General features: G+C 66.3%; 19 protein-coding genes. 5 read left to right on the forward strand and 14 right to left on the reverse strand.

The window, feature by feature from the left end:
- Nucleotides 1-38: 38 nt before the first annotated feature.
- Nucleotides 39-1,490: an amidophosphoribosyltransferase gene (gene purF / locus JOY29_RS01005; RefSeq protein ID WP_300974342.1), complete on the reverse strand. Its 1,452-nt coding sequence runs from the start codon at nucleotides 1,488-1,490 to the stop codon at nucleotides 39-41.
- Nucleotides 1,491-1,817: 327 nt separating this feature from the next.
- Between purF and JOY29_RS01010 the strand changes: the two genes are divergently transcribed.
- Both JOY29_RS01010 and JOY29_RS01015 read left to right on the forward strand, forming a co-directional pair.
- Nucleotides 1,818-2,147, forward strand: a complete 330-nt coding sequence (locus tag JOY29_RS01010; RefSeq protein WP_300974343.1) for a hypothetical protein — start codon at nucleotides 1,818-1,820, stop codon at nucleotides 2,145-2,147.
- A 70-nt stretch (nucleotides 2,148-2,217) separates the two neighbouring features.
- Nucleotides 2,218-4,014, forward strand: coding sequence for an acyl-CoA dehydrogenase C-terminal domain-containing protein (locus JOY29_RS01015; RefSeq protein WP_300974344.1), 1,797 nt, complete (start codon nucleotides 2,218-2,220; stop codon nucleotides 4,012-4,014).
- Nucleotides 4,015-4,022: 8 nt separating this feature from the next.
- On the opposite strand, the gene thpR is transcribed toward JOY29_RS01015, so the two are convergent.
- Genes thpR through JOY29_RS01040 form a run of 5 tightly spaced genes read right to left on the reverse strand, consistent with a single transcriptional unit; the run spans nucleotide 4,023 to nucleotide 6,882 of the window.
- On the reverse strand, nucleotides 4,023-4,553 hold the full coding sequence (thpR, locus tag JOY29_RS01020) for an RNA 2',3'-cyclic phosphodiesterase (protein WP_300974345.1): 531 nt from the start codon (nucleotides 4,551-4,553) through the stop codon (nucleotides 4,023-4,025).
- Between the two features lie 6 nt (nucleotides 4,554-4,559).
- Complete coding sequence (locus JOY29_RS01025; protein WP_300974346.1) at nucleotides 4,560-4,934, reverse strand: potassium channel family protein; 375 nt, start codon at nucleotides 4,932-4,934, stop codon at nucleotides 4,560-4,562.
- A gap of 5 nt (nucleotides 4,935-4,939) precedes the next feature.
- A complete protein-coding gene (locus JOY29_RS01030) occupies nucleotides 4,940-6,082 on the reverse strand; it encodes a glutathionylspermidine synthase family protein (protein ID WP_300974347.1) in 1,143 nt (380 codons plus the stop codon).
- Nucleotides 6,082-6,462, reverse strand: a complete 381-nt coding sequence (locus tag JOY29_RS01035) for a hypothetical protein (protein ID WP_300974348.1) — start codon at nucleotides 6,460-6,462, stop codon at nucleotides 6,082-6,084. Before JOY29_RS01035 ends, JOY29_RS01030 begins: the two co-directional genes overlap by 1 nt.
- A gap of 3 nt (nucleotides 6,463-6,465) precedes the next feature.
- The gene (locus tag JOY29_RS01040) at nucleotides 6,466-6,882 is read right to left on the reverse strand and encodes a DUF350 domain-containing protein (protein ID WP_300974349.1); all 417 of its coding nucleotides are present in this window, start codon (nucleotides 6,880-6,882) and stop codon (nucleotides 6,466-6,468) included.
- A 220-nt stretch (nucleotides 6,883-7,102) separates the two neighbouring features.
- On the opposite strand from JOY29_RS01040, the gene JOY29_RS01045 reads away from it, so the two are divergent.
- Both JOY29_RS01045 and JOY29_RS01050 read left to right on the forward strand, forming a co-directional pair.
- Nucleotides 7,103-7,840, forward strand: a complete 738-nt coding sequence (locus JOY29_RS01045; protein ID WP_300974350.1) for a Bax inhibitor-1/YccA family protein — start codon at nucleotides 7,103-7,105, stop codon at nucleotides 7,838-7,840.
- 138 nt (nucleotides 7,841-7,978) lie between these two features.
- Nucleotides 7,979-8,788 (forward strand): hypothetical protein, encoded by an 810-nt coding sequence (locus JOY29_RS01050; RefSeq protein WP_300974351.1) that lies wholly within the window; start codon nucleotides 7,979-7,981, stop codon nucleotides 8,786-8,788.
- Between the two features lie 4 nt (nucleotides 8,789-8,792).
- On the opposite strand, the gene JOY29_RS01055 is transcribed toward JOY29_RS01050, so the two are convergent.
- From JOY29_RS01055 to JOY29_RS01075, 5 genes are all read right to left on the reverse strand, one after another.
- The gene (locus tag JOY29_RS01055) at nucleotides 8,793-9,650 is read right to left on the reverse strand and encodes a dienelactone hydrolase family protein (RefSeq protein WP_300974352.1); all 858 of its coding nucleotides are present in this window, start codon (nucleotides 9,648-9,650) and stop codon (nucleotides 8,793-8,795) included.
- A gap of 116 nt (nucleotides 9,651-9,766) precedes the next feature.
- On the reverse strand, nucleotides 9,767-10,390 hold the full coding sequence (locus tag JOY29_RS01060) for a glutathione S-transferase family protein (protein WP_300974353.1): 624 nt from the start codon (nucleotides 10,388-10,390) through the stop codon (nucleotides 9,767-9,769).
- A gap of 35 nt (nucleotides 10,391-10,425) precedes the next feature.
- Nucleotides 10,426-10,650 (reverse strand): hypothetical protein, encoded by a 225-nt coding sequence (locus JOY29_RS01065; protein WP_300974354.1) that lies wholly within the window; start codon nucleotides 10,648-10,650, stop codon nucleotides 10,426-10,428.
- 104 nt (nucleotides 10,651-10,754) lie between these two features.
- Entirely contained in the window at nucleotides 10,755-11,135 is a 381-nt protein-coding gene (locus JOY29_RS01070) for a polysaccharide deacetylase family protein (RefSeq protein ID WP_300974355.1), read from the reverse strand.
- Between the two features lie 3 nt (nucleotides 11,136-11,138).
- Nucleotides 11,139-12,830, reverse strand: coding sequence for a M28 family metallopeptidase (locus JOY29_RS01075; RefSeq protein WP_300974356.1), 1,692 nt, complete (start codon nucleotides 12,828-12,830; stop codon nucleotides 11,139-11,141).
- Between the two features lie 140 nt (nucleotides 12,831-12,970).
- On the opposite strand from JOY29_RS01075, the gene JOY29_RS01080 reads away from it, so the two are divergent.
- Nucleotides 12,971-13,438, forward strand: coding sequence for a hypothetical protein (locus tag JOY29_RS01080; RefSeq protein WP_300974357.1), 468 nt, complete (start codon nucleotides 12,971-12,973; stop codon nucleotides 13,436-13,438).
- 19 nt (nucleotides 13,439-13,457) lie between these two features.
- Here JOY29_RS01080 and JOY29_RS01085 read toward each other — a convergent pair whose 3' ends face one another.
- The 3 genes from JOY29_RS01085 to clpA all read right to left on the reverse strand — a co-directional run bounded on the left by JOY29_RS01085 (nucleotide 13,458) and on the right by clpA (nucleotide 17,679).
- A complete protein-coding gene (locus JOY29_RS01085; protein WP_300974358.1) occupies nucleotides 13,458-14,771 on the reverse strand; it encodes an SLC13 family permease in 1,314 nt (437 codons plus the stop codon).
- A 3-nt stretch (nucleotides 14,772-14,774) separates the two neighbouring features.
- Entirely contained in the window at nucleotides 14,775-15,140 is a 366-nt protein-coding gene (locus tag JOY29_RS01090) for a DUF202 domain-containing protein (RefSeq protein ID WP_300974359.1), read from the reverse strand.
- A gap of 163 nt (nucleotides 15,141-15,303) precedes the next feature.
- Nucleotides 15,304-17,679: an ATP-dependent Clp protease ATP-binding subunit ClpA gene (gene clpA / locus JOY29_RS01095; RefSeq protein WP_300974360.1), complete on the reverse strand. Its 2,376-nt coding sequence runs from the start codon at nucleotides 17,677-17,679 to the stop codon at nucleotides 15,304-15,306.
- Nucleotides 17,680-17,752 lie beyond the last annotated feature (73 nt).

Below are 17,752 nucleotides of genomic sequence, written 5' to 3' on the forward strand. Positions count from 1 at the left end.
CCGCTGCGGGCCCCGGGCTGCGCCGGGGTACAGTTACGTCAGCCTACCGCCGCCAGCTTGAGCCCGGCCTCTTCGGCCTTCTTCTCGGTGAGGTCCGTCAACCGGGTCGGATAGTCGCCGGTGAAGCAGGCGTCGCAGCGCTGCGGGCGGTCCGGGCTCCGCTGGTCGCCAAGGGCGCGGTAGAGCCCTTCGATGCTGATGAAGGCCAGCGAATCCGCGTTGATGTACTTGGCCATGGCCTCGACATCCATCTGGGCCGCCAGCAGCTTGGCGCGCTCGGGCGTGTCGACGCCATAGAAGCAGCTGTGGCGGGTCGGTGGCGAAGCGATGCGCATGTGCACCTCCCGCGCGCCGGCGTCGCGCATCATCTGGACGATCTTCACGCTGGTGGTGCCGCGCACGATCGAATCGTCGATGAGGATGATCCTTTTGCCCTTGATCAGGGCGCTGTTGGCGTTGTGCTTGAGCTTGACGCCGAGGTGGCGGACCTCCTGGCTCGGCTGGATGAACGTCCGGCCGACATAGTGCGAGCGGATGATGCCCAGCTCGAACGGGATTCCGCTTTCCTGCGCATAGCCGATCGCCGCCGGAACGCCGCTGTCGGGAACGGGGACGACGATGTCGGCGTCGATGCCGGCCTCGCGCGCCAGCTCGGCACCGATGCCCTTGCGCGATTCGTAGACGGAGGTGCCGTCGACGACGCTGTCGGGCCGCGAGAAATAGACATGCTCGAAGATGCAGGGGCGGGGGCTCGCCGCGGCGAAGGGACGGAAGCTGCGCAGGCCCTCGTTGTTGACGACGATCATTTCGCCCGGGCCGACCTCGCGCTCGTAGCGGGCGCCGATCACGTCGAGGGCGACCGTCTCGGAGGCGAAGATGACGGTGTCGCCGATGCGGCCCATGACCAGCGGGCGGATGCCGAGCGGATCGCGGCAGGCGACCAGTCCCTGCTCGGTCAGCATGAGCAGGGAATAGGCGCCTTCCACCTGGCCGAGCGCGTCGACGATGCGGTCGAGCAGGGCGGTGTGGGCCGACGTCGCGACGAGGTGGATGATGACTTCGGTATCCGAGGTCGACTGGAAGATCGAGCCGCGGCGGTTGAGCGTGCGGCGAAGCTTCATCGCGTTCGAGAAATTGCCGTTGTGGGCGACCGCGAACCCGCCGTCGGCAAGCTCGGCGAAGAGGGGCTGGACGTTGCGCAGCGCCGAAGAGCCGGTGGTCGAATAGCGGACGTGACCGAGGGCGGTACGGCCGGGGAGGGCGCGGATGACCTCGTCACGGTCGAAATTGCCGGCGACATGGCCCTGCGCGCGGTGGGAGTGGAAGCCGCTCTGGTCGAACGAGCTGATTCCCGCCGCTTCCTGGCCGCGATGCTGGAGCGCGTGAAGGCCGAGCGCGACGAAGCTGGCGGCATTGTCGGCGTTCCACACGCCGAACACGCCGCATTCCTCGCGGAGCTTGTCGTCGTCAAAGGGATTGGTGGTGATCATGCCTGTCCCGCCCGGCTGCCGAGGCCGCGCATATAGGGAAGAGGTGGGGGTTTGTCGCCCCCTGTGCTTGCTTGAACAATAGGATTGCGGCTGGCACCGTCGAGCCGCCATGCCCGTTACCCTCCCGCACCGCCAGTCCGCCCTTGGCCGGCGAAGCGGACAATCAGGACGAAGTGGACGAACTGTACTTTGAGGCAGATTTTCTTTTTCCCAGCCGCCGCGCTCCTTGCCCTCGCTTCCTGCAGCGGAGAGCAAGAGGCGCCTTCGAACGTCCAGGGCAATGACGCGGCAGCGGCGGCTGAATCGCCGCTTGGAGGCGGCCGCCAGGTGTTCGCCGGCGCGGGCAAGGACCGGCTTTGCATCGGCGGCAGCAGCTCGCCGGCCGCCGTAATCACCTATGCCGCCGGCAGCCAGGCCAATTGCTCGGCGCGCGGCCGGGTCGAGGAGGAGCAGGGCAAGCTCTTCTTCCTGCCGCAGGACGATGGCGCGTGCCGCATCGAGCTGCGCCGCGACGGCACCGACAGGCTGACGCTTGGAAGGCCGAGTGCGGGTTGCGCTTATTATTGCGGTCCTGGCGCCAGCCTCGAGGGCAAGACCTTCGTCCGCATGGACAGGCCGGAACCGGTAACCGATCTCGCCGGCGATCCGCTTTGCTGACAATGTTGTTGATTACGAGCGGCCTGCCCACCTAGAGCAGGCCAGACCCATTCGCCACGGAGTATCGTTCATGCCCGTCTATACCGCCCCGGTTCGCGACACGCGCTACGTCCTCGATCACATCGTGCAGATGCAGAATTTCGGGAATCTGCCGGGCTTCGCCGACGCGACTCCGGACCTCGTCGAGGCGATCCTGAACGAAGGCGCGCGCTTCACCCAGGAAGTGCTGCTGCCGCTGAACCGGATCGGCGACGAGGAAGGCTGCACCCGGCACGAGGACGGGTCGGTGACGACGCCCAAGGGCTTCAAGGAGGCCTACAGGCAGTTCTGCGAACTCGGCTTCACCAGCCTCGCGGCGCCGCAGGAATATGGCGGGCAGGGGCTTCCGCACGTGCTTGCGACCGCGCTCAGCGAATATGTGCTGTCGGCCAACCAGAGCTTCGAGATGTACCACGGCCTGACCGCCGGCGCGATCGCGTCGCTGCTGGTCAAGGGCACGCCCGAGCAGCAGCAGACCTATGTGCCGAAGATGGTGTCGGGTGAATGGACCGGCACGATGAACCTGACGGAGCCGCATTGCGGCACCGACCTTGGCCTCATCAAGACCAAGGCCGAGCCGCAGGCTGACGGCAGCTACAAGATCTCGGGCACCAAGATCTTTATCTCCTCGGGCGAGCATGACATGTCCGAGAACATCATCCACCTGGTGCTGGCCAAGATCACCGGCGCTCCGGACAACGTGAAGGGCATCAGCCTGTTCGTGGTGCCCAAGTATATGGTCAACGAGGACGGTTCGGTCGGCGAGCGCAACAGCCTCGCCTGCGGCTCGATCGAGCACAAGATGGGCATTCACGGCAATTCGACCTGCGTCATGAACTATGACGGGGCGACCGGTTACCTGGTCGGCGAGCCGGAGAAGGGGCTGGCCGCCATGTTCATCATGATGAACGCGGCGCGCCTCGGCGTCGGCCTGCAGGGCCTGGCGCAGGGCGAGATCGCCTATCAGAACGCCGTCGCCTATGCGAAGGACCGCCGCCAGGGCCGGGCGATCAACCCCGCCATGCGCGACCCCGACGCCAAGGCCGACAATCTGTTTGTCCACCCGGACGTCCGCCGGATGCTGCTGGAGGCCAAGGCCTTCAACGAGGCGGCGCGGGCGCTGATCCTGTGGGGCTCGCTCCAGGTCGACCTGTCCCGCAAGGGCGCGACCGAGGAGGAAAGGCAGAAGGCGGACGACATCATCAGCCTGCTCACCCCGGTCATCAAGGGCTATCTCACCGACAAGGGCTTCGAGGCCACGGTGAACATGCAGCAGGTATTCGGCGGCCACGGCTACATCCGCGAATGGGGGATGGAGCAGTTCGTCCGCGACGCCCGCATCGCGCAGATCTACGAAGGCACCAACGGTATCCAGGCGATGGACCTGGTCGGCCGCAAGCTCGCCCAGAACGGCGGCCGCGCGGTGCGGCTGATGTTCGAGACCATTGCCGGCGACATCGCCGAAGCGCGCAAGAACGGCGATCCGGCGGGCGTCGCGGGGCCGCTCGAGAAGGCGCTCGGCGAGCTCCAGGCGTCGACCATGTGGCTGGCGCAGAATGGCATGCAGGACCCCAATCACGCCGGCGCCGGCGCGGTGCCCTACATGCACCTGATGGGTCTGGTGACGCTCGGCTGGATGTGGCTCAAGATGGCCGACGTCTCGGCGCGGCTGGAGAATGAGGCGGGCGAGGATGCCGGCTTCCACCAGACCAAGCTGGCGACCGCCCGCTTCTACGCCCAGCGCGAACTGCCCAAGGCGAGCGCCTATCGCGGCCAGATCGAGGCCGGCGGCGATACTTTGATGGCGCTCGACGAAGCGGCGTTCTGAGCTGACGGCTATTGCAGCGCGACCTCCAGCACCTCGTCGTAATTCGGCCCGGCCTTGCCGAGCCGGCTTTCGAAGAGGACCAGCCGGTCCACCCGCCAGGGCGCGCTCGATAGCTCGCCATGGCGCTGGAGCCAGGAGCGCAGCGCGGGCTCCGGGCCGCTCCAGCGGGCGAGGGTGATGTGCGGATGGTAGGCGCGGGTCTCCGCCGGCAGGCCAGCCGACTGCACCGCGCGCTCGACCCGCTGGGCGAGAGCGGAGAGGGGCGCCTTCGGCTCGACGCCCGCCCATAAGGCCCCATGGCGACGGTGCGAGAAGCAGCCGACGCCATGGAGCCTGAGGTCGAAGGCCGCGGCGGACAGGCTGGCGATCGCCGCCGCCACGTCATCCGCGGTCCCGCCATCCACCTCGCCGATGAAGCGCAGGGTCAGGTGCAGGCTGTCGGCATGGACCCAGCGCAAGCTCGCCGGCTCGTCCATGCAGTCGAGCAGGAGGTCGGCGACGTCCTCGGGGATGGGCAGAGCGACGAACAGGCGGTGCATGGGCGTCTAACGCCTCTCGAGGCGCTCCAGCCGCTCTTCCAAGCGGGAAAGCGCGGCGATGATGCGCTCCTGCTCCTCGTGGGTGAACTCATGCTGGTTGCTCGTAACCCGCTCGATGAGCCGAACCACGATAAGCGGCGCGATGACGAACAAGGACAGGTGCATCAGCGAGACGGCGACGATCTTGCCGGGCACCGTCTTGGGACTGAGGTCGCCATAGCCGACCGACGTCGCGGTCGTCGCCGCCCAGTAGAGGCTGTCGAGGAATGGCTGCTGCTCGAAGACGGCGAAGGCGCCGGCGGCGAGCAGCAGGAGGCCGAGGTAGATGGCGGCCACTTCCTTCAGCGTGTCGGTGGCGGAGCGCAGCTTGTGCAAGGCCATGCGCGTCAGCCTTCGATGATGTGGGGCACGAAGCGCGCTTCGTCGCCGGTGATCCGGCTGCCTTCGCGAATGCCGAGTCCGGCCGCCTCGCCGCCCACGGTCCACACGCCGAGGACGGGATAGGCGCCGCCGAAGGCGGGCAGGTCGTAAAGCGCCTGATACACTTTGCCGAAGCTGTCGTAGGGCCCGTCCGAGCGCAGGGTCTCGCGGTCGTCTTCGACAATCGTGACGTTGGCGCCTTCGCGGGCGAGGATCGGCTTCTCAACATGGCGAGGGCCGGCGGCTTCCGGGCTCCAGCCTGCGGGGAGGAGGTTGGGGTGCCTGGGCTCCAGCTCCCACAGCAGGGGCAGGATGGCCTTGTTCGACCAGAGCGCCTTCCAGATGGGCTCGATCCACAGGGTAGCATCCAGCCGGCGGACGATGTCGCGACCGTAATCCTCGGCGAGAATCCACTCCCACGGGTAGAGCTTGAAGATGGCCGTGATGAGATAATCTTCCTCGTCGACGATCCGCCCTTCGCCGTCGATCCCGATCCGCTCGATCAAGACTCCGCGGGTCTCGAGACCCGCCTGTTCGGCGAGGTCGCGCATGTAGGTGGCGGTAACCGTGTCCTCGTGAAGGTCGTCAGCATGGTGGGTGACCCACAAACGCCCCCCGAGGTCGCGGGCCATGTAGCGCCAGCGGTCGATCAATTTGTCGTGGAGCGAGGTGAACTGGTCGTCTTCCGGAAAGACCTCTTCCTTCCACTGCCATTGCACCACCCCGCATTCGAGCATCGAGGTCGGCGTGTCGCAGTTGTATTCGAACAGCTTGGGCTCGCCCTCGCCGGTCCAGCCGAAGTCGAAGCGGCCATAGTCGAGCGCCGGCCGGTCGCGCTTCCATTCGGCGAGGATCGGGTCGATCGCCCAATCCGGAAGGCCGAAGCGGGCCAGTTTCTCCGGGTGGCGGGCAAGATGGTCGCCGGCCTTGAGGAACAGCTCGTGGCAGCGCTCGGCAGCGGCTTCGAGGGTCTCGATTTGCTTGAGCGTGAAGACGTAGGCGGCGCTTTCGTCCCAATAGGGCTTGCCGTCCTGCGTGTGCCAGACCAGCCCCTGTTCCTCGACGATGCGTTGCCAGCCTTCGCGAGGGCGAAGTGACCTGCGCTCCATCAGCCGCCGCGGCCGAAACTGCGCGAGCTGCTGCCGAGGCCGCCGCGCGAGACGGCGCTGGAGCGGGTCATGTTGCTGCTCGGCGGCGCCGAGGTGTAGCCCGACAGCGGCGAGCGGCTGACGAACTTCGCATATTTCGGGTCCCGGACATTATCGTAATAATAAGGGATGGGGCTTCCCCGGCGCAGGTAGAGGAAGGCGAAGCCGCCGCCGCCGCTCCGCCCGTTGCTGCAATATTGGTCGGCGATGCGGTCGCCGTCATCGTCGACGCAGATGCGCGTGTTCTGCTGGGCGAGCATGTCGTTGGAGCGGCTGTCGCAGCCCGAAAGGCCGGTCAGCGTGGCGGCGAGGCTGGCGGTGATGGTGAGCTTGCGCGGCATGGGTCAGGGGACCATGCAGGCGGCTTGGAGCACGCCGATGCCGACGCCGATGCCGCCGACGAAGATGCCGCTCGAGGTGCAGCCTTCCTCGATCCTGCTGGAGATGCCGCGGAACAGGAGGCGGGCGATGACGACGAACACGAGCAGCTGGACGATGGCCGCGACCGCGCCCCACAGCAGCATGTCGGGAATGGAGACGCTGTTGGCGATGACCATCGCGACCGGCAAGGCGAAGCCGAGGAAGGTGCCGGTCAGCTGGAGGGCCGCGGCATTGTTGCCTTGGCCGATCAGCTCCAGCTCGCGGTGCGGGGTCAGGCGCACGTAGATGGCGAGGAAGATGCCCGCGAGCAGCAGCGCCGCGCCGAAGTAAGCGAAGAAGTGCGGCAGCACTCCGGTGAAATAGCCGATGGTCCCGTCCACTGCCCGTCTAGCCCCCTGCAGTTGTTCGCGCTTCTTCGTAATGAGGCTGCCGTTCGCTGCAAGGGCCGATGTAGGCAGGCAAGCCGCTCGAGAGTGGTAGCTTCTACTCACATGTAAGTAGGTCGTTTCGTGGACGAAAATTCCTTGAAACCTTTGTGTGCCTCTCCGATATATGGTCACGTGGACGGGCCATCTTGGTCCGCCGACAATGGAGCATAAAATGCAGAACTGGTCTGACCCGCGCACGACGACCGCCGCCAACCCGGCCGTCTCGGTCGGCGTTCCGCGCGCCGCCCGCGATGCGGGCCTGCGGTCCTACATGCTTAGCGTTTACAACTACATGGCCTCGGGCGTGCTGCTTACCGGCATTGTCGCTTACAGCCTCGCCGCAACTGGCGTTGCCCAAGCGATCTGGAGTGGCGGTGGAATTCTTCGCTACGCCATCATCTTCGCACCGCTGATCATGGTCATGGTTATGGGCTTCCGTTTCCAGAAGATGTCGACGGCCGGCATGCAGGCCTTCTTCTGGGCGTTCGCCACCATCATGGGCGTGTCGATGTCGGTCATCCCGCTGATCTACAGCGGCAGCAGCATCGCGACGACCTTCTTCGCGACCGCCATCGCCTTCCTGTCGCTGAGTCTCTACGGCTACACGACTAAGAAGGACCTCAGCGGCCTTGGTACGTTCCTGATCATGGGCGTGGTCGGCCTCATCGTGGTGATGATCGCCAACTGGTTCATCCAGTCGACGGCGCTCAGTATGGCGATCAGCGCCATCGGCGTGCTGCTGTTCGCTGGCCTCACTGCTTACGACACGCAGAAGATCAAGAGCATGTACGCCCATGTCGCCGGCACCGACATGATGGGCAAGGTCGTGATCATGGGCGCGCTGACGCTCTATCTCGACTTCATCAACATGTTCCAGTTCCTCCTGAGCTTCCTCGGCAACCGCGAATAAGCGCTGGCGAGAGTTGCGACGAAGAGGGCTCGGCGGGCGACCGCCGGGCCCTTTTTCTTGCGCTCGGGCTAAGGGTGGAGCATCATCCCGCGCCGTGAGGGCCCATGGGGATGGGCCAGAAACAGGCAGGGGGAAGCAATGCCTTATCGTCACGCGCACTGGTATATTCTCGCGCTATTTCCGCTGGCGGCGCTGGCCTTCTGGCCATCCTATGTCTCGACATTCTCGAGCGCGCCGTGGGAATATCATGCCCATGGCATGACCGCTTCGGCCTGGCTGGCGCTGCTGGCGGCGCAGAGCTGGTCGATCCACAACAACCGTCGGGCGACTCACCGGGCGGTGGGGCCGGCGATCCTGATCCTCTTCCCGCTGTTCATGGCGGGCGGCGCGGGGATCTTCTTCGGCATGGCCGACCGCTATGCCGCCGGGGCGCCCTTCCAGGCCATGTGGGGTCCGGAACTCGCCTGGCTCGACTTCGCCGGTGTCGGAATGGTGGCCTTCTTCGTCTACCAGGGGCTGAAGCATCGGCGCGATGTCCGGCTTCACTCCGGTTACATGCTGGCGACCAGCATCGCATTGCTGCCGCCCATCTTTGGCCGGCTGACGGGAATTCCGCTGGGCATTCGCGGGCCGGAGGATTTTGCCCGCCTGCATGTCGGCTTCCAGTCGGCCAACGTGCTGGTCGCGGGAATCGCGCTCATGATCGCGATGCGGCAGAAGAAGGCCGGCAAGCCCTTCGCGCTGGCAGGCCTGGCAACGCTCGCCGCCGCCTTGCTGTTCGAATTTCCGGGCGGAACCGCGGCGTGGGAAGGCATCTATGCCCGCATCGCGCCGCTGCCCAGCATGCCGTTCATCGTCCTGGCGGGCGTGGTCGGGGTCGGCATAGCCGCCGCAGGCTGGATCGCCGGCAGGCGGCCGAGCATGGGCGGCGCGCTGCCCGCCGAGTGACTGCTCAGCCGAGGTGGCGCTTGAAGAAACGCAGGGTCCGCTGCCAGCTCAGCTCGGCGGCGGCCTTGTCGTAGCGCTCGGCGCTGGTGTCGTTGTGGAAGGCGTGGTTGACGCCGTCGTAGAGCTGGAAGGTTACCGGCTTGCCGGCGGCGCGGAGCGCCTCGACCCAGGGAAAGCCGGTGCGATTCACCCGCTCGTCGAGGCCGGCGAGGTGGATGAGCAGCGGCGCCTGGACGCGTTCCGCCTGGCTGGGGTCGGGCGCGGTGCCATAATAGACGACCCCGGCGTCGAGGTCCGCGCCGGCATCGACCGCCAGGCGGTTGACGTAGGCACCGCCCCAGCAGAAGCCGACTGCCCCGACCTTCCCACCGCGACTGGAACCCGCAAGCTCGCGCAGCATGGCGACGCCCGCAGCACTGGCCGCGGCGAGGTCGAGCTTGCCGATCATCTCGCGCGCCTGGTCCTCGTTGGAGGGGGTGCCGCCGACGGGCGTCAGGAAGTCGGGCGCAACGGCGCGATAGCCGGCAAGAGCGGCGCGGCGAGCGACGTCGCGGGTATGTTCGTTGAGCCCGCGATTCTCGTGGATGACGATGACCGTCGGCTTGAGGCTGCGGCTGCGCGGCTCGGCGACATAGGCCCTGGTGCCGGCGATCGTGCGGTCGGCGGTGGTCAGGCGGCGGTCGTCGGCCGGAACGATGGCGGCGGCAGCCGGCGAGGCGGCGATGCTGCCGATCAGCGCCTCGGCGGCGGCGGCGCTGCCGGCCAGCGCAACCATGCGCGCCATGAAGTCCCGGCGTGGCATGCCTTCATGAGTGAAGCGGTCGTAAAGGGCGATGGCCTGGGCCTTGAGGTCTTCGGTCATGGTGCGCACTCCTTTCGTCGATGCCGTGGCTGACCCGGCGTCCCGCTCATTCGATCTCTAAACGCGCAAACGGCAAGCGGGACCCGGCCCAAAGCCCGGGTGACGAACAGACGCTGCTAGGCCTGCGCCTTCAGCGCTTCCGCGGCTTCGGCATCGAGCGTCTTGGCCCGGCGATAGGCATCGCGGTCGGTGCAGCGCGCGACGTAGGAAGCAAAGGGCTCACGCGGCTCCAGTTGGCCGAACATCATTATGAACCCGAGTTCGGAGGCGAGGTAGAGGTCGGCGGCGCTGAACCGGCCGGTCACATAGTCGCGGCCCTCCAGCATCCTGGTCAGCGCGGCGAAGGTGGTCTCGTGATTGCCGAAGCCGAACATGCCCTGCTTGTCCTTCGGCACTTCGAAGTTGACTGCCTTTAGGCTGAACGCCTGCTCGAGCGGTCCCGCGGCGAAGAACAGGAAACGGTAATAGTCGGCACGATCGGCGAGCGCCGGCGCGAGGCCCGCCGCAGGGAAGGCGTCGGCGAGATAAGCGCAGATCGCCGCCACCTCGGTCACAACCTTCTCGCCGTGGCGGATCGCCGGGACCTTGCCCATCGGATTAATTGACAGATAGGGCTCGGCCTTCGTCGTCCCGCCGTAGCTGAGAAATTCCGCCGTGTAGGGCACGCCGACCTCCTCCAGCATCCAGCGGACCATCTGCCCGCGCGACTGAGGGTTGGTGTAGAAGATTAGGTCGGTCATGGCGCTTCCCCTTGCCAGAACGAAAGAAGAACAGGCTAGCTGGCCGGCCGCCCCAGCGCAAGCAGCTCGCTGATGGTCACGATGCGATAGCCGCTGGCCTTCAGCCCGGCCACGACCAGCGGCAAGGCCTCGCGTCCCTGCGCATTGGCCGAATACATGGGGTGGATGAGAAGGATCGAGCCGGGCTTCACCTCGGCCAGCATGGCGGCGGCGAAGGCCTTTGGTCCGGCGGTGCCGGTCGGATCGATGACGTCCGCCATGACCAGCCTGTAGCCGCGCTGCCGGAGGACGTAGGGAAGGGTGAGCAGCTTCTTGCCATAGGGCGCTCGGAACAGGCGATTGTCATTGCCGCCAGCGGTGCGGATCAGGGCCGCGGTCCGGTCGACCTCCTCGGCCGCAAGCCCGGCGTCACCCCGGCCATCCGGACATGGCTCCAGCTGTGGTTGCCAAGCTCCATGCCTTCGGCAAGCAGGAGGCGCAGCAGTTCGGGCCGCCGCTCGGCTTCCTGGCCGACGACGAAATAGGTTGCCTTCGCCCCGGCCGCCCTCAGCACCGGGAGGGTCGCCGCGACGCCCGCTTCGGTCGGCCCGTCGTCGAAACTCAGCGCAACGATCTTCTCCGCTGTCTCGACACGGCAGAAACTGGGCAGGATCAGCGAAAAACAGCGCTGCCGGCTGAGGTGGAAGAGACCGCCGGCGGCAAGCAGCAGGACCAAGCCTGCGACCATCCACCGGCGGCGGTTCATTCCTCAGCCCCGCTCGCCCGCGGTCCGGGTCGGCGTCGATCCGCCGCGCTCGGCCGCCGTCGTATCCCGCGCGCCGCGGAACTCGCTGTCCTCGCTCCAGTTCGGCCAGGCGGCCGAGTTGGCGAGGTCGCGGCCGACGCGGTGCAGCAGCTGCGCGTCCTGGACGAGGCCGTTCAGGTTCCAGCTCGGATCATATTCGTCGTCCGGCTGGTGGTAGCGCTTGGCGGTATAAGCGTCGTTGAGCGCCTTGCCCCGTTCCTTGCCGCCATCGACGAGGTCGACGCCCGAGCGCCAGCTGATCGCCGGCACGCCGCGCTTGGCGAAGGGGAAATGGTCGGAGCGGAAGAAATAGCCTGCCTCAACCCGCTCGTCGGGCGAATAGGTACGACCCTGTTTGCGGCCTTCGGCGATCAGCATGTCGAGCAGGCCGAGCTTGGCCGAACCTGAGATGGAGAAATCGCGCGCCGGGCCGTAGATGCTCCCGCCGTCGGTGTTGAGGACCCCGGCGGTCTTGCCCAGCGGATAAAGCGGGTTGGAGACATAATATTCGCTGCCGAGCAGGCCCTTCTCCTCGGCCGCGACGAACAGGAAGACGACCGAACGATCGGTCCGCGGCGCCTTGGCGAAGGCGCGCGCCTGCTCGAGCACGTGGGCGGTGCCGACGCCATTGTCGAGCGCGCCATTGTAGATGCGGTCGCCATTGGCATCGGGCAGGCCGATTCCGAGATGATCGTGGTGGGCGGTGTAGATCACCGTCTCGTCGGGCCGCGACCTGCCGGGCAGGATCCCGGCGACATTGTAGCTGGTGATGGTCTTGGCGGTGGCGTTGCCGGTGGCGCTGAAACGGACCGGAAGCTCGACCGGGCGGAAGTCGCGGCGGCGGGCGGCGGCATGGGCCTGGTCAAGGGTCATGCCGGCGGCAGCGAACAGCTTGTCGGCGGTGGCCTTGCTGATCCAGCTTTCCATCAGCGGATGCGCCGCCGACGGATCGGCGCGAACCACGTCGAACATCGTGTTGGTGTTGCTGTTCTTAACCGTCGCCCAGCCGTAGGAGGCGGGCGCATCCTCATGGACGATCATGACTCCGGCGGCGCCGAGCTTTGCGGCCTGCTCATATTTGTAGGTCCAGCGGCCGTAATAGGTCATCGCCTTGCCACCGAAGTCCGGACCACCGTCGGCGATCGGGCCGGCAAAATCGGGATCGTTGATGAACACGACCAGGATCTTGCCGCGAACGTCGACCCCCTTGAAGTCATCCCACTGACGCTCCGGCGCCTGCACGCCGTAGCCGGCGAAGACGAGCGGGACATTGTCGAGCCGGAGCTGGCTGGCGCCGGTCAGCGGGGCGCGGACAGCAATGTCGGTGCCCTGCTCGAGGCGCCCGGCGGCGCTGCCGCCCTGGAGGGTGAAGATGGGGCTGCCGGTCCAATCCGACTGGAGCAAGGGCACGCGCTGGGTCCACTGGCGCTGGCCGTTGACCACCTCGCCGCCCGGCTGGACCCCCGCCGCTTTCAGCTGCTGGACGAGATAGGCGACGGTCTTTGTCTCGCCCTCGGTCGCCGGTCCGCGGCCGGTGAGGCTGTCGTCGGAAAGCGTCTTGATGTCCTGCGTGATGCGCGGGATCGAGAAGGTCTGGGCAGCGACCGGACCGGTCGCGAGGGCAGTAGCGGCAAGCAGGATGAAAGGACGGACCAAGGTCGTAACTCCAAGGTGATCAGAAGCGTGCTGTTCATGCGCCTGCGCGAAGCCAGAGAAAAGGGGGCAGATGCGCAGTTGACGGCTCGAACGGCTCCGCTGTATTGATCTAATAATACAGCGGAGGGATGGCGATGAGGATGATTCTGGCTTGTGGCGCGCTGCTGGTGCTGGCCTCCTGCGACGCCGAGATGACGACGCCCGCCGAAGGCGACGAGAAGGTAAAGATGGCCGCCGACGCCGACGGCCGCGTCTCCTTCGACATGCCTTTCGCAAAAGGCGAGATCAAGCTTCCGGCCAAGATGCTGGCGGAGACCGACTTCAACATCGATGGCGTGAAGATGGTCCCGGGCGGGACGATCACTGGCTTCAACCTTGATGCCGATAAGAACCAGCCGGCGAGGGTCAACCTGACCTTTGCCGCGCCGACCTCGCCCGAAGCGGTGAAGGCCTATTTCGTCGAGCAGTTCAGGGCCAAGGAAATGGAACTCAAGGAAACGGCAGAGGGACTTTCCGGCGTGTCGAAGGAAGGGGACAAGTTCCTGATGACCTTCGTGCCGCAAGGAAGCGGGACCTCGGGAAGCATCCGGATCGACTCCCAGTCCTGATCCGCTTTGCGGGTGATGGTCAGAAGGGGAAGAAGACCCGGATCGCCGCCACCGCCGTCACCCAGGTGACGAGGTTGAGCGGCATGCCGACCTTGATGAAGTCCATGTAGCGGTAGCGTCCCATCTGGTAGACGATGACGTTGGTCTGGTAGCCGAACGGGGTCGCGAAGGCGGCGCTCCCGGCGACCATGACGGCCACGAGAAAGGGACGGGGGCTGACCGACATCGCTTCGGCGATGCTGACCGCGACAGGCGTGAACAGCACTGCGACGGTGGCGTTGGACAGGAACTCGGTCGCGAATAGCACCACGCCATAGACGAGGATGAGGGCGAGCAACGGTGTCATCCCGTCGACGCTTCCGACCAGCAGGTCGGTGACGACGTTGGCCACTCCCGATACCCGCAGCGCGATGCCGAGCACCAGCATACCTGCGACGAGCATCAGCACGTCGGGCCTCAACCCCGCATAAGCCTCGTCCGCGGTGATGACCCGCAGCAGGATCAGGAGCACCGCACCGGCGAAGGCACTGGCGGCGATGGGTGCCAGGCCGAGTGCCGCGAGCGTGATCACCCCGACGAAGACAGCGAAGGACACCAGCGCCCGCAAGGGACTCAGCGGCCGCTCGACCGCGAACGCGGCTGGGTCGCCGATCTGACCGCCGGCCTGCGTCGCACCGCGTTCCTTGCTGTCCGCTACCGGGTCGGCGCCATCTTCCCGCTGGTCGATCAGCTTGCCGCTGAAGAAGAGCAGGTAGAGCCCGCCCGCGATCGCCACGACGAGGCCGACCGGCGTGATCTCGAAGATCCCGAACTTCTCCTGCCCGGCGGCACCCGCCATGTCGTTGACGAGGAGGTTGGTCGACGTGCCGATCAACGTGCAGCCGCCGCCGAGGATGGAGGCGTAGGAAAGCGGGATGAGAAAGCGCTTGGCCGACAATCCGATGGACGTTGCGGCATCGCGCACCACCGGTGCCGCAAGCACGACGATCGGTGTGTTGTTGAGGAAGGATGAGGCCGCGCCGCACAGGCCCACGATGATCCACAGGCCGGCCTTGCCGATCCGGCGGCAGATGGCGACGAGGCCGCGCATGCTGCTGTCGAGCAGGCCCGACATCTCCATCGCATAGGCGATGACGAACAGGCTCGCGAGGGTGATGACCGCCGGGCTTGCGAAGGCGCTCTGGACCTGGATCGGGCGGACCACGCCGGTCAGCAGCAGCACGGCCGCACCGGCCAGCGCCACCACGTCCGAGCGGCCCTTGTCCCAGATCAGCGCGGCGATGACCGCTCCGAGGACGAGCAGGGTGATAAGCTGGGGATCGAGCGGAAGCATCGCCTAGCCGACCGGGAGGAACCAGAAGGTGAGGCCGAGGCCCAGCGCGCCGACCGAAACGATTGCGGCGATCAGCCGGAGGTTGATGGGATCGGCAGCCTTGGCCACGTGCGGGCTCAGGCGGTTCCGCATGGCTGCCCCCCGGCGCTCCGCCGCCACGGCGATGACGATCGACAGTGCCAGGAACAGGCTGGCGATCAGGCGCGGGACCCATGCCGGGCGGACCTCGCCGAACAGCGCCTGGAAGGCGACAGCGATGCCGACGCAGCCGAGGCTTGTCCGCATCCAGCCGGCGAAGGTCCGCTCGCTGGCAAGCAGCGTGCGGTCCTCGGCGAGGTCGGTCTTTGATGCTTCTTGCTGGTCGCCCACGGGGGGGTGAACGCGACGGAAGGGGAAGGGTGCCTTCTCAGCGAGGCTTCTCCCGGAAAGGATAAGGCCGCCGAAAAGGGAAAGGGGCCTGAGCATTGGCGCCCAGACCCCTTTCAACTATCCGCCGTAGGGCTGTCGTCTCCACCTCGCGGGGGAGCGACGATCACTCCGCCGCAGGGCTCTCGGGCTGTTCGCCCCCCTGCGACTCCTGCTCCGTCGCAGGGCGGCCCTTTCGGCCCTTGGCACCCTTCGGCTTGGTCGCCTTCGCCGGAGCGGCCGGGGTAATTTCGAACACCGGCACATTGTCCTTGAGGCGAACCTTGACCTCGCCGCCGTGGACCAGCTTGCCAAAGAGAAGCTCCTCGGCGAGCGGCTGCTTGATCTTCTCCTGCACCAGGCGGCCCATTGGTCGGGCACCGTAGAGCTTGTCATAGCCCTTGGCGGTCAGCCACTCGCGCGCCTCGTCGTCCAGCTCGATGTGGACTCCGCGGTCGGCGAGCTGAAGCTCCAGTTGCAGGATGAACTTGTCGACGACGCGGGCGACCACGGCGGGCGGGAGGTAGCCGAACGGTACGACCGCATCGAGCCGGTTGCGGAATTCCGGCGTGAACATCTTCTTGATCGCGTCCTCCTGCACGTCCTCGCGGGAGGCTGCACCGAAGCCGATGCTCTCTCGCGCCATGTCGGACGCGCCGGCATTGGTGGTCATGATCAGGATGGTGTTGCGGAAATCGACCGTCTTGCCGTGGTGGTCGGTAAGCTTCCCGTTGTCCATCACCTGCAGAAGGATGTTGAACAGGTCCGGGTGCGCCTTCTCAATCTCGTCGAGCAGCAGCACGCTGTGCGGCTGCTGGTCGACGGCATCGGTCAGCAGGCCGCCCTGGTCGTAGCCGACATAGCCCGGAGGCGCGCCGATCAGCCGGCTGACCGAGTGGCGCTCCATATATTCGGACATGTCGAAGCGCTGCAGCGGGATGCCGAGGATCGATGCCAGCTGGCGCGCCACCTCGGTCTTGCCGACGCCGGTCGGTCCCGAGAAGAGGTAGTTGCCGATCGGCTTGTCGGGGTCGCGCAGGCCGGCCCGGCTGAGCTTGATGGCCGAGGCCAGCCGTTCGACCGCCAGATCCTGCCCGAACACGACGCGCTTGAGGTCGGCTTCGAGGTTCTGGAGCGTCTTCTTGTCGTCGGTCGATACGCTCTTCGGGGGAATGCGCGCCATGGTCGCGACGACCTGTTCCACCTCCTTGGGCGTGATCACCTTCTTCCGCTTGGAGGGCGGCACCAGCATCTGCATCGCGCCGACCTCGTCGATCACGTCGATTGCCTTGTCCGGCAGCTTGCGGTCGTGAATGTAGCGTGCCGACAGCTCCACCGCCGACTTGATCGCGTCGGGCGTGTAGCGGACCTGATGGTGCTGCTCGAAGCTGCTGCGCAGGCCGGCGATGATCTTGATCGTGTCCTCGACCGTCGGCTCGTTGACGTCGATCTTCTGGAAACGCCGGAGCAGCGCCCGGTCCTTTTCGAAGTGGTTGCGGAATTCCTTGTAGGTGGTCGAGCCGATGCAGCGGATCGTGCCCCCCGACAGGGCAGGCTTGAGGAGGTTGGACGCGTCCATCGCCCCGCCGCTGGTGGCGCCGGCGCCGATCACTGTGTGGATCTCATCGATGAAGAGGATGGCGTGAGGCAGCTTCTCGAGCTCGCTGACGACGCTCTTCAGCCGCTCCTCAAAGTCGCCGCGGTAGCGGGTGCCAGCCAGTAGCGAGCCCATGTCGAGCGAGTAGATGACGGCCGGCTTCAACACTTCGGGCACGTCGCCCTCGACGATCTTGCGCGCCAAGCCTTCGGCAATCGCGGTCTTTCCGACGCCGGGGTCGCCCACGTAGAGCGGGTTGTTCTTGGAACGGCGGCACAGGATCTGCACCGTCCGGTCGACCTCGGCCATGCGGCCGATCAGCGGATCGACCTTGCCGATCTTGGCCTTCTCGTTGAGGTCAACGGTGAACTGCTTCAGCGCCGACTCCTTCTTGTCCGCACCCGGCTTGTCGGACTTGGTCTCCGGCGCATCGGGACCGGCCGGCGGGCTCGCGCCTTCCGCCGTCTCGCCCTTGCCGACGCCGTGGCTGATGTAGGTGACGGCATCCAGGCGGCTCATGTCCTGCTGCTGCAGGAAATAGACGGCATAGCTTTCGCGCTCGGAGAAGAGGGCGACCAGCACGTTGGCGCCGGTCACCTCGTCGCGGCCGGAAGACTGGACGTGCAGGATCGCGCGCTGGACCACCCGCTGGAAACCGCTGGTCGGTGTCGGGTCGGTGCCGCTGTCGGCGACGAGCGCGCCAAGTTCGCCGTCGAGATACTGCTTGACCGTCGCCTTCAGCTCATCGCGGTTGACGCCACAGGCGGTCATCACCTTGGAGGCATGGCTGTCGTCGATCAGCGCCATGAGCAGATGCTCAAGGGTCGCATATTCGTGACGGCGGCGGCTCGCCTCCCCCAGCGCATTGTGCAGGGTCTGTTCGAGCTCGCGGGCGAAACTGGGCATTCGGGGACTCCTTGACCGGGAGCGGGAAGGCTCCCGGTGTTCTTAACTTCTTATCTCGTGAGGCGTTGCGGCC

The sequence above is a fragment of the Sphingomonas sp. LHG3406-1 genome (assembly GCF_029637485.1).
Lineage (GTDB): Bacteria > Pseudomonadota > Alphaproteobacteria > Sphingomonadales > Sphingomonadaceae > Sphingomicrobium.

What these genes read in the sequence shown, in the direction of transcription:
- clpA (WP_300974360.1), bottom strand. Translation starts at nt 17,679, where the DNA reads ATGCCCAGTTTCGCCCGCGAGCTCGAACAGACCCTGCACAATGCGCTG.
- JOY29_RS01050 (WP_300974351.1), top strand. Translation starts at nt 7,979, where the DNA reads ATGCCTTATCGTCACGCGCACTGGTATATTCTCGCGCTATTTCCGCTG.
- JOY29_RS01025 (WP_300974346.1), bottom strand. Translation starts at nt 4,934, where the DNA reads ATGGCCTTGCACAAGCTGCGCTCCGCCACCGACACGCTGAAGGAAGTG.
- JOY29_RS01070 (WP_300974355.1), bottom strand. Translation starts at nt 11,135, where the DNA reads ATGAACCGCCGCCGGTGGATGGTCGCAGGCTTGGTCCTGCTGCTTGCC.
- purF (WP_300974342.1), bottom strand. Translation starts at nt 1,490, where the DNA reads ATGATCACCACCAATCCCTTTGACGACGACAAGCTCCGCGAGGAATGC.
- JOY29_RS01045 (WP_300974350.1), top strand. Translation starts at nt 7,103, where the DNA reads ATGCAGAACTGGTCTGACCCGCGCACGACGACCGCCGCCAACCCGGCC.
- JOY29_RS01080 (WP_300974357.1), top strand. Translation starts at nt 12,971, where the DNA reads ATGATTCTGGCTTGTGGCGCGCTGCTGGTGCTGGCCTCCTGCGACGCC.
- JOY29_RS01085 (WP_300974358.1), bottom strand. Translation starts at nt 14,771, where the DNA reads ATGCTTCCGCTCGATCCCCAGCTTATCACCCTGCTCGTCCTCGGAGCG.
- JOY29_RS01035 (WP_300974348.1), bottom strand. Translation starts at nt 6,462, where the DNA reads ATGCCGCGCAAGCTCACCATCACCGCCAGCCTCGCCGCCACGCTGACC.
- JOY29_RS01030 (WP_300974347.1), bottom strand. Translation starts at nt 6,082, where the DNA reads ATGGAGCGCAGGTCACTTCGCCCTCGCGAAGGCTGGCAACGCATCGTC.
- JOY29_RS01015 (WP_300974344.1), top strand. Translation starts at nt 2,218, where the DNA reads ATGCCCGTCTATACCGCCCCGGTTCGCGACACGCGCTACGTCCTCGAT.
- thpR (WP_300974345.1), bottom strand. Translation starts at nt 4,553, where the DNA reads ATGCACCGCCTGTTCGTCGCTCTGCCCATCCCCGAGGACGTCGCCGAC.
- JOY29_RS01060 (WP_300974353.1), bottom strand. Translation starts at nt 10,390, where the DNA reads ATGACCGACCTAATCTTCTACACCAACCCTCAGTCGCGCGGGCAGATG.
- JOY29_RS01065 (WP_300974354.1), bottom strand. Translation starts at nt 10,650, where the DNA reads ATGGCGGACGTCATCGATCCGACCGGCACCGCCGGACCAAAGGCCTTC.
- JOY29_RS01055 (WP_300974352.1), bottom strand. Translation starts at nt 9,650, where the DNA reads ATGACCGAAGACCTCAAGGCCCAGGCCATCGCCCTTTACGACCGCTTC.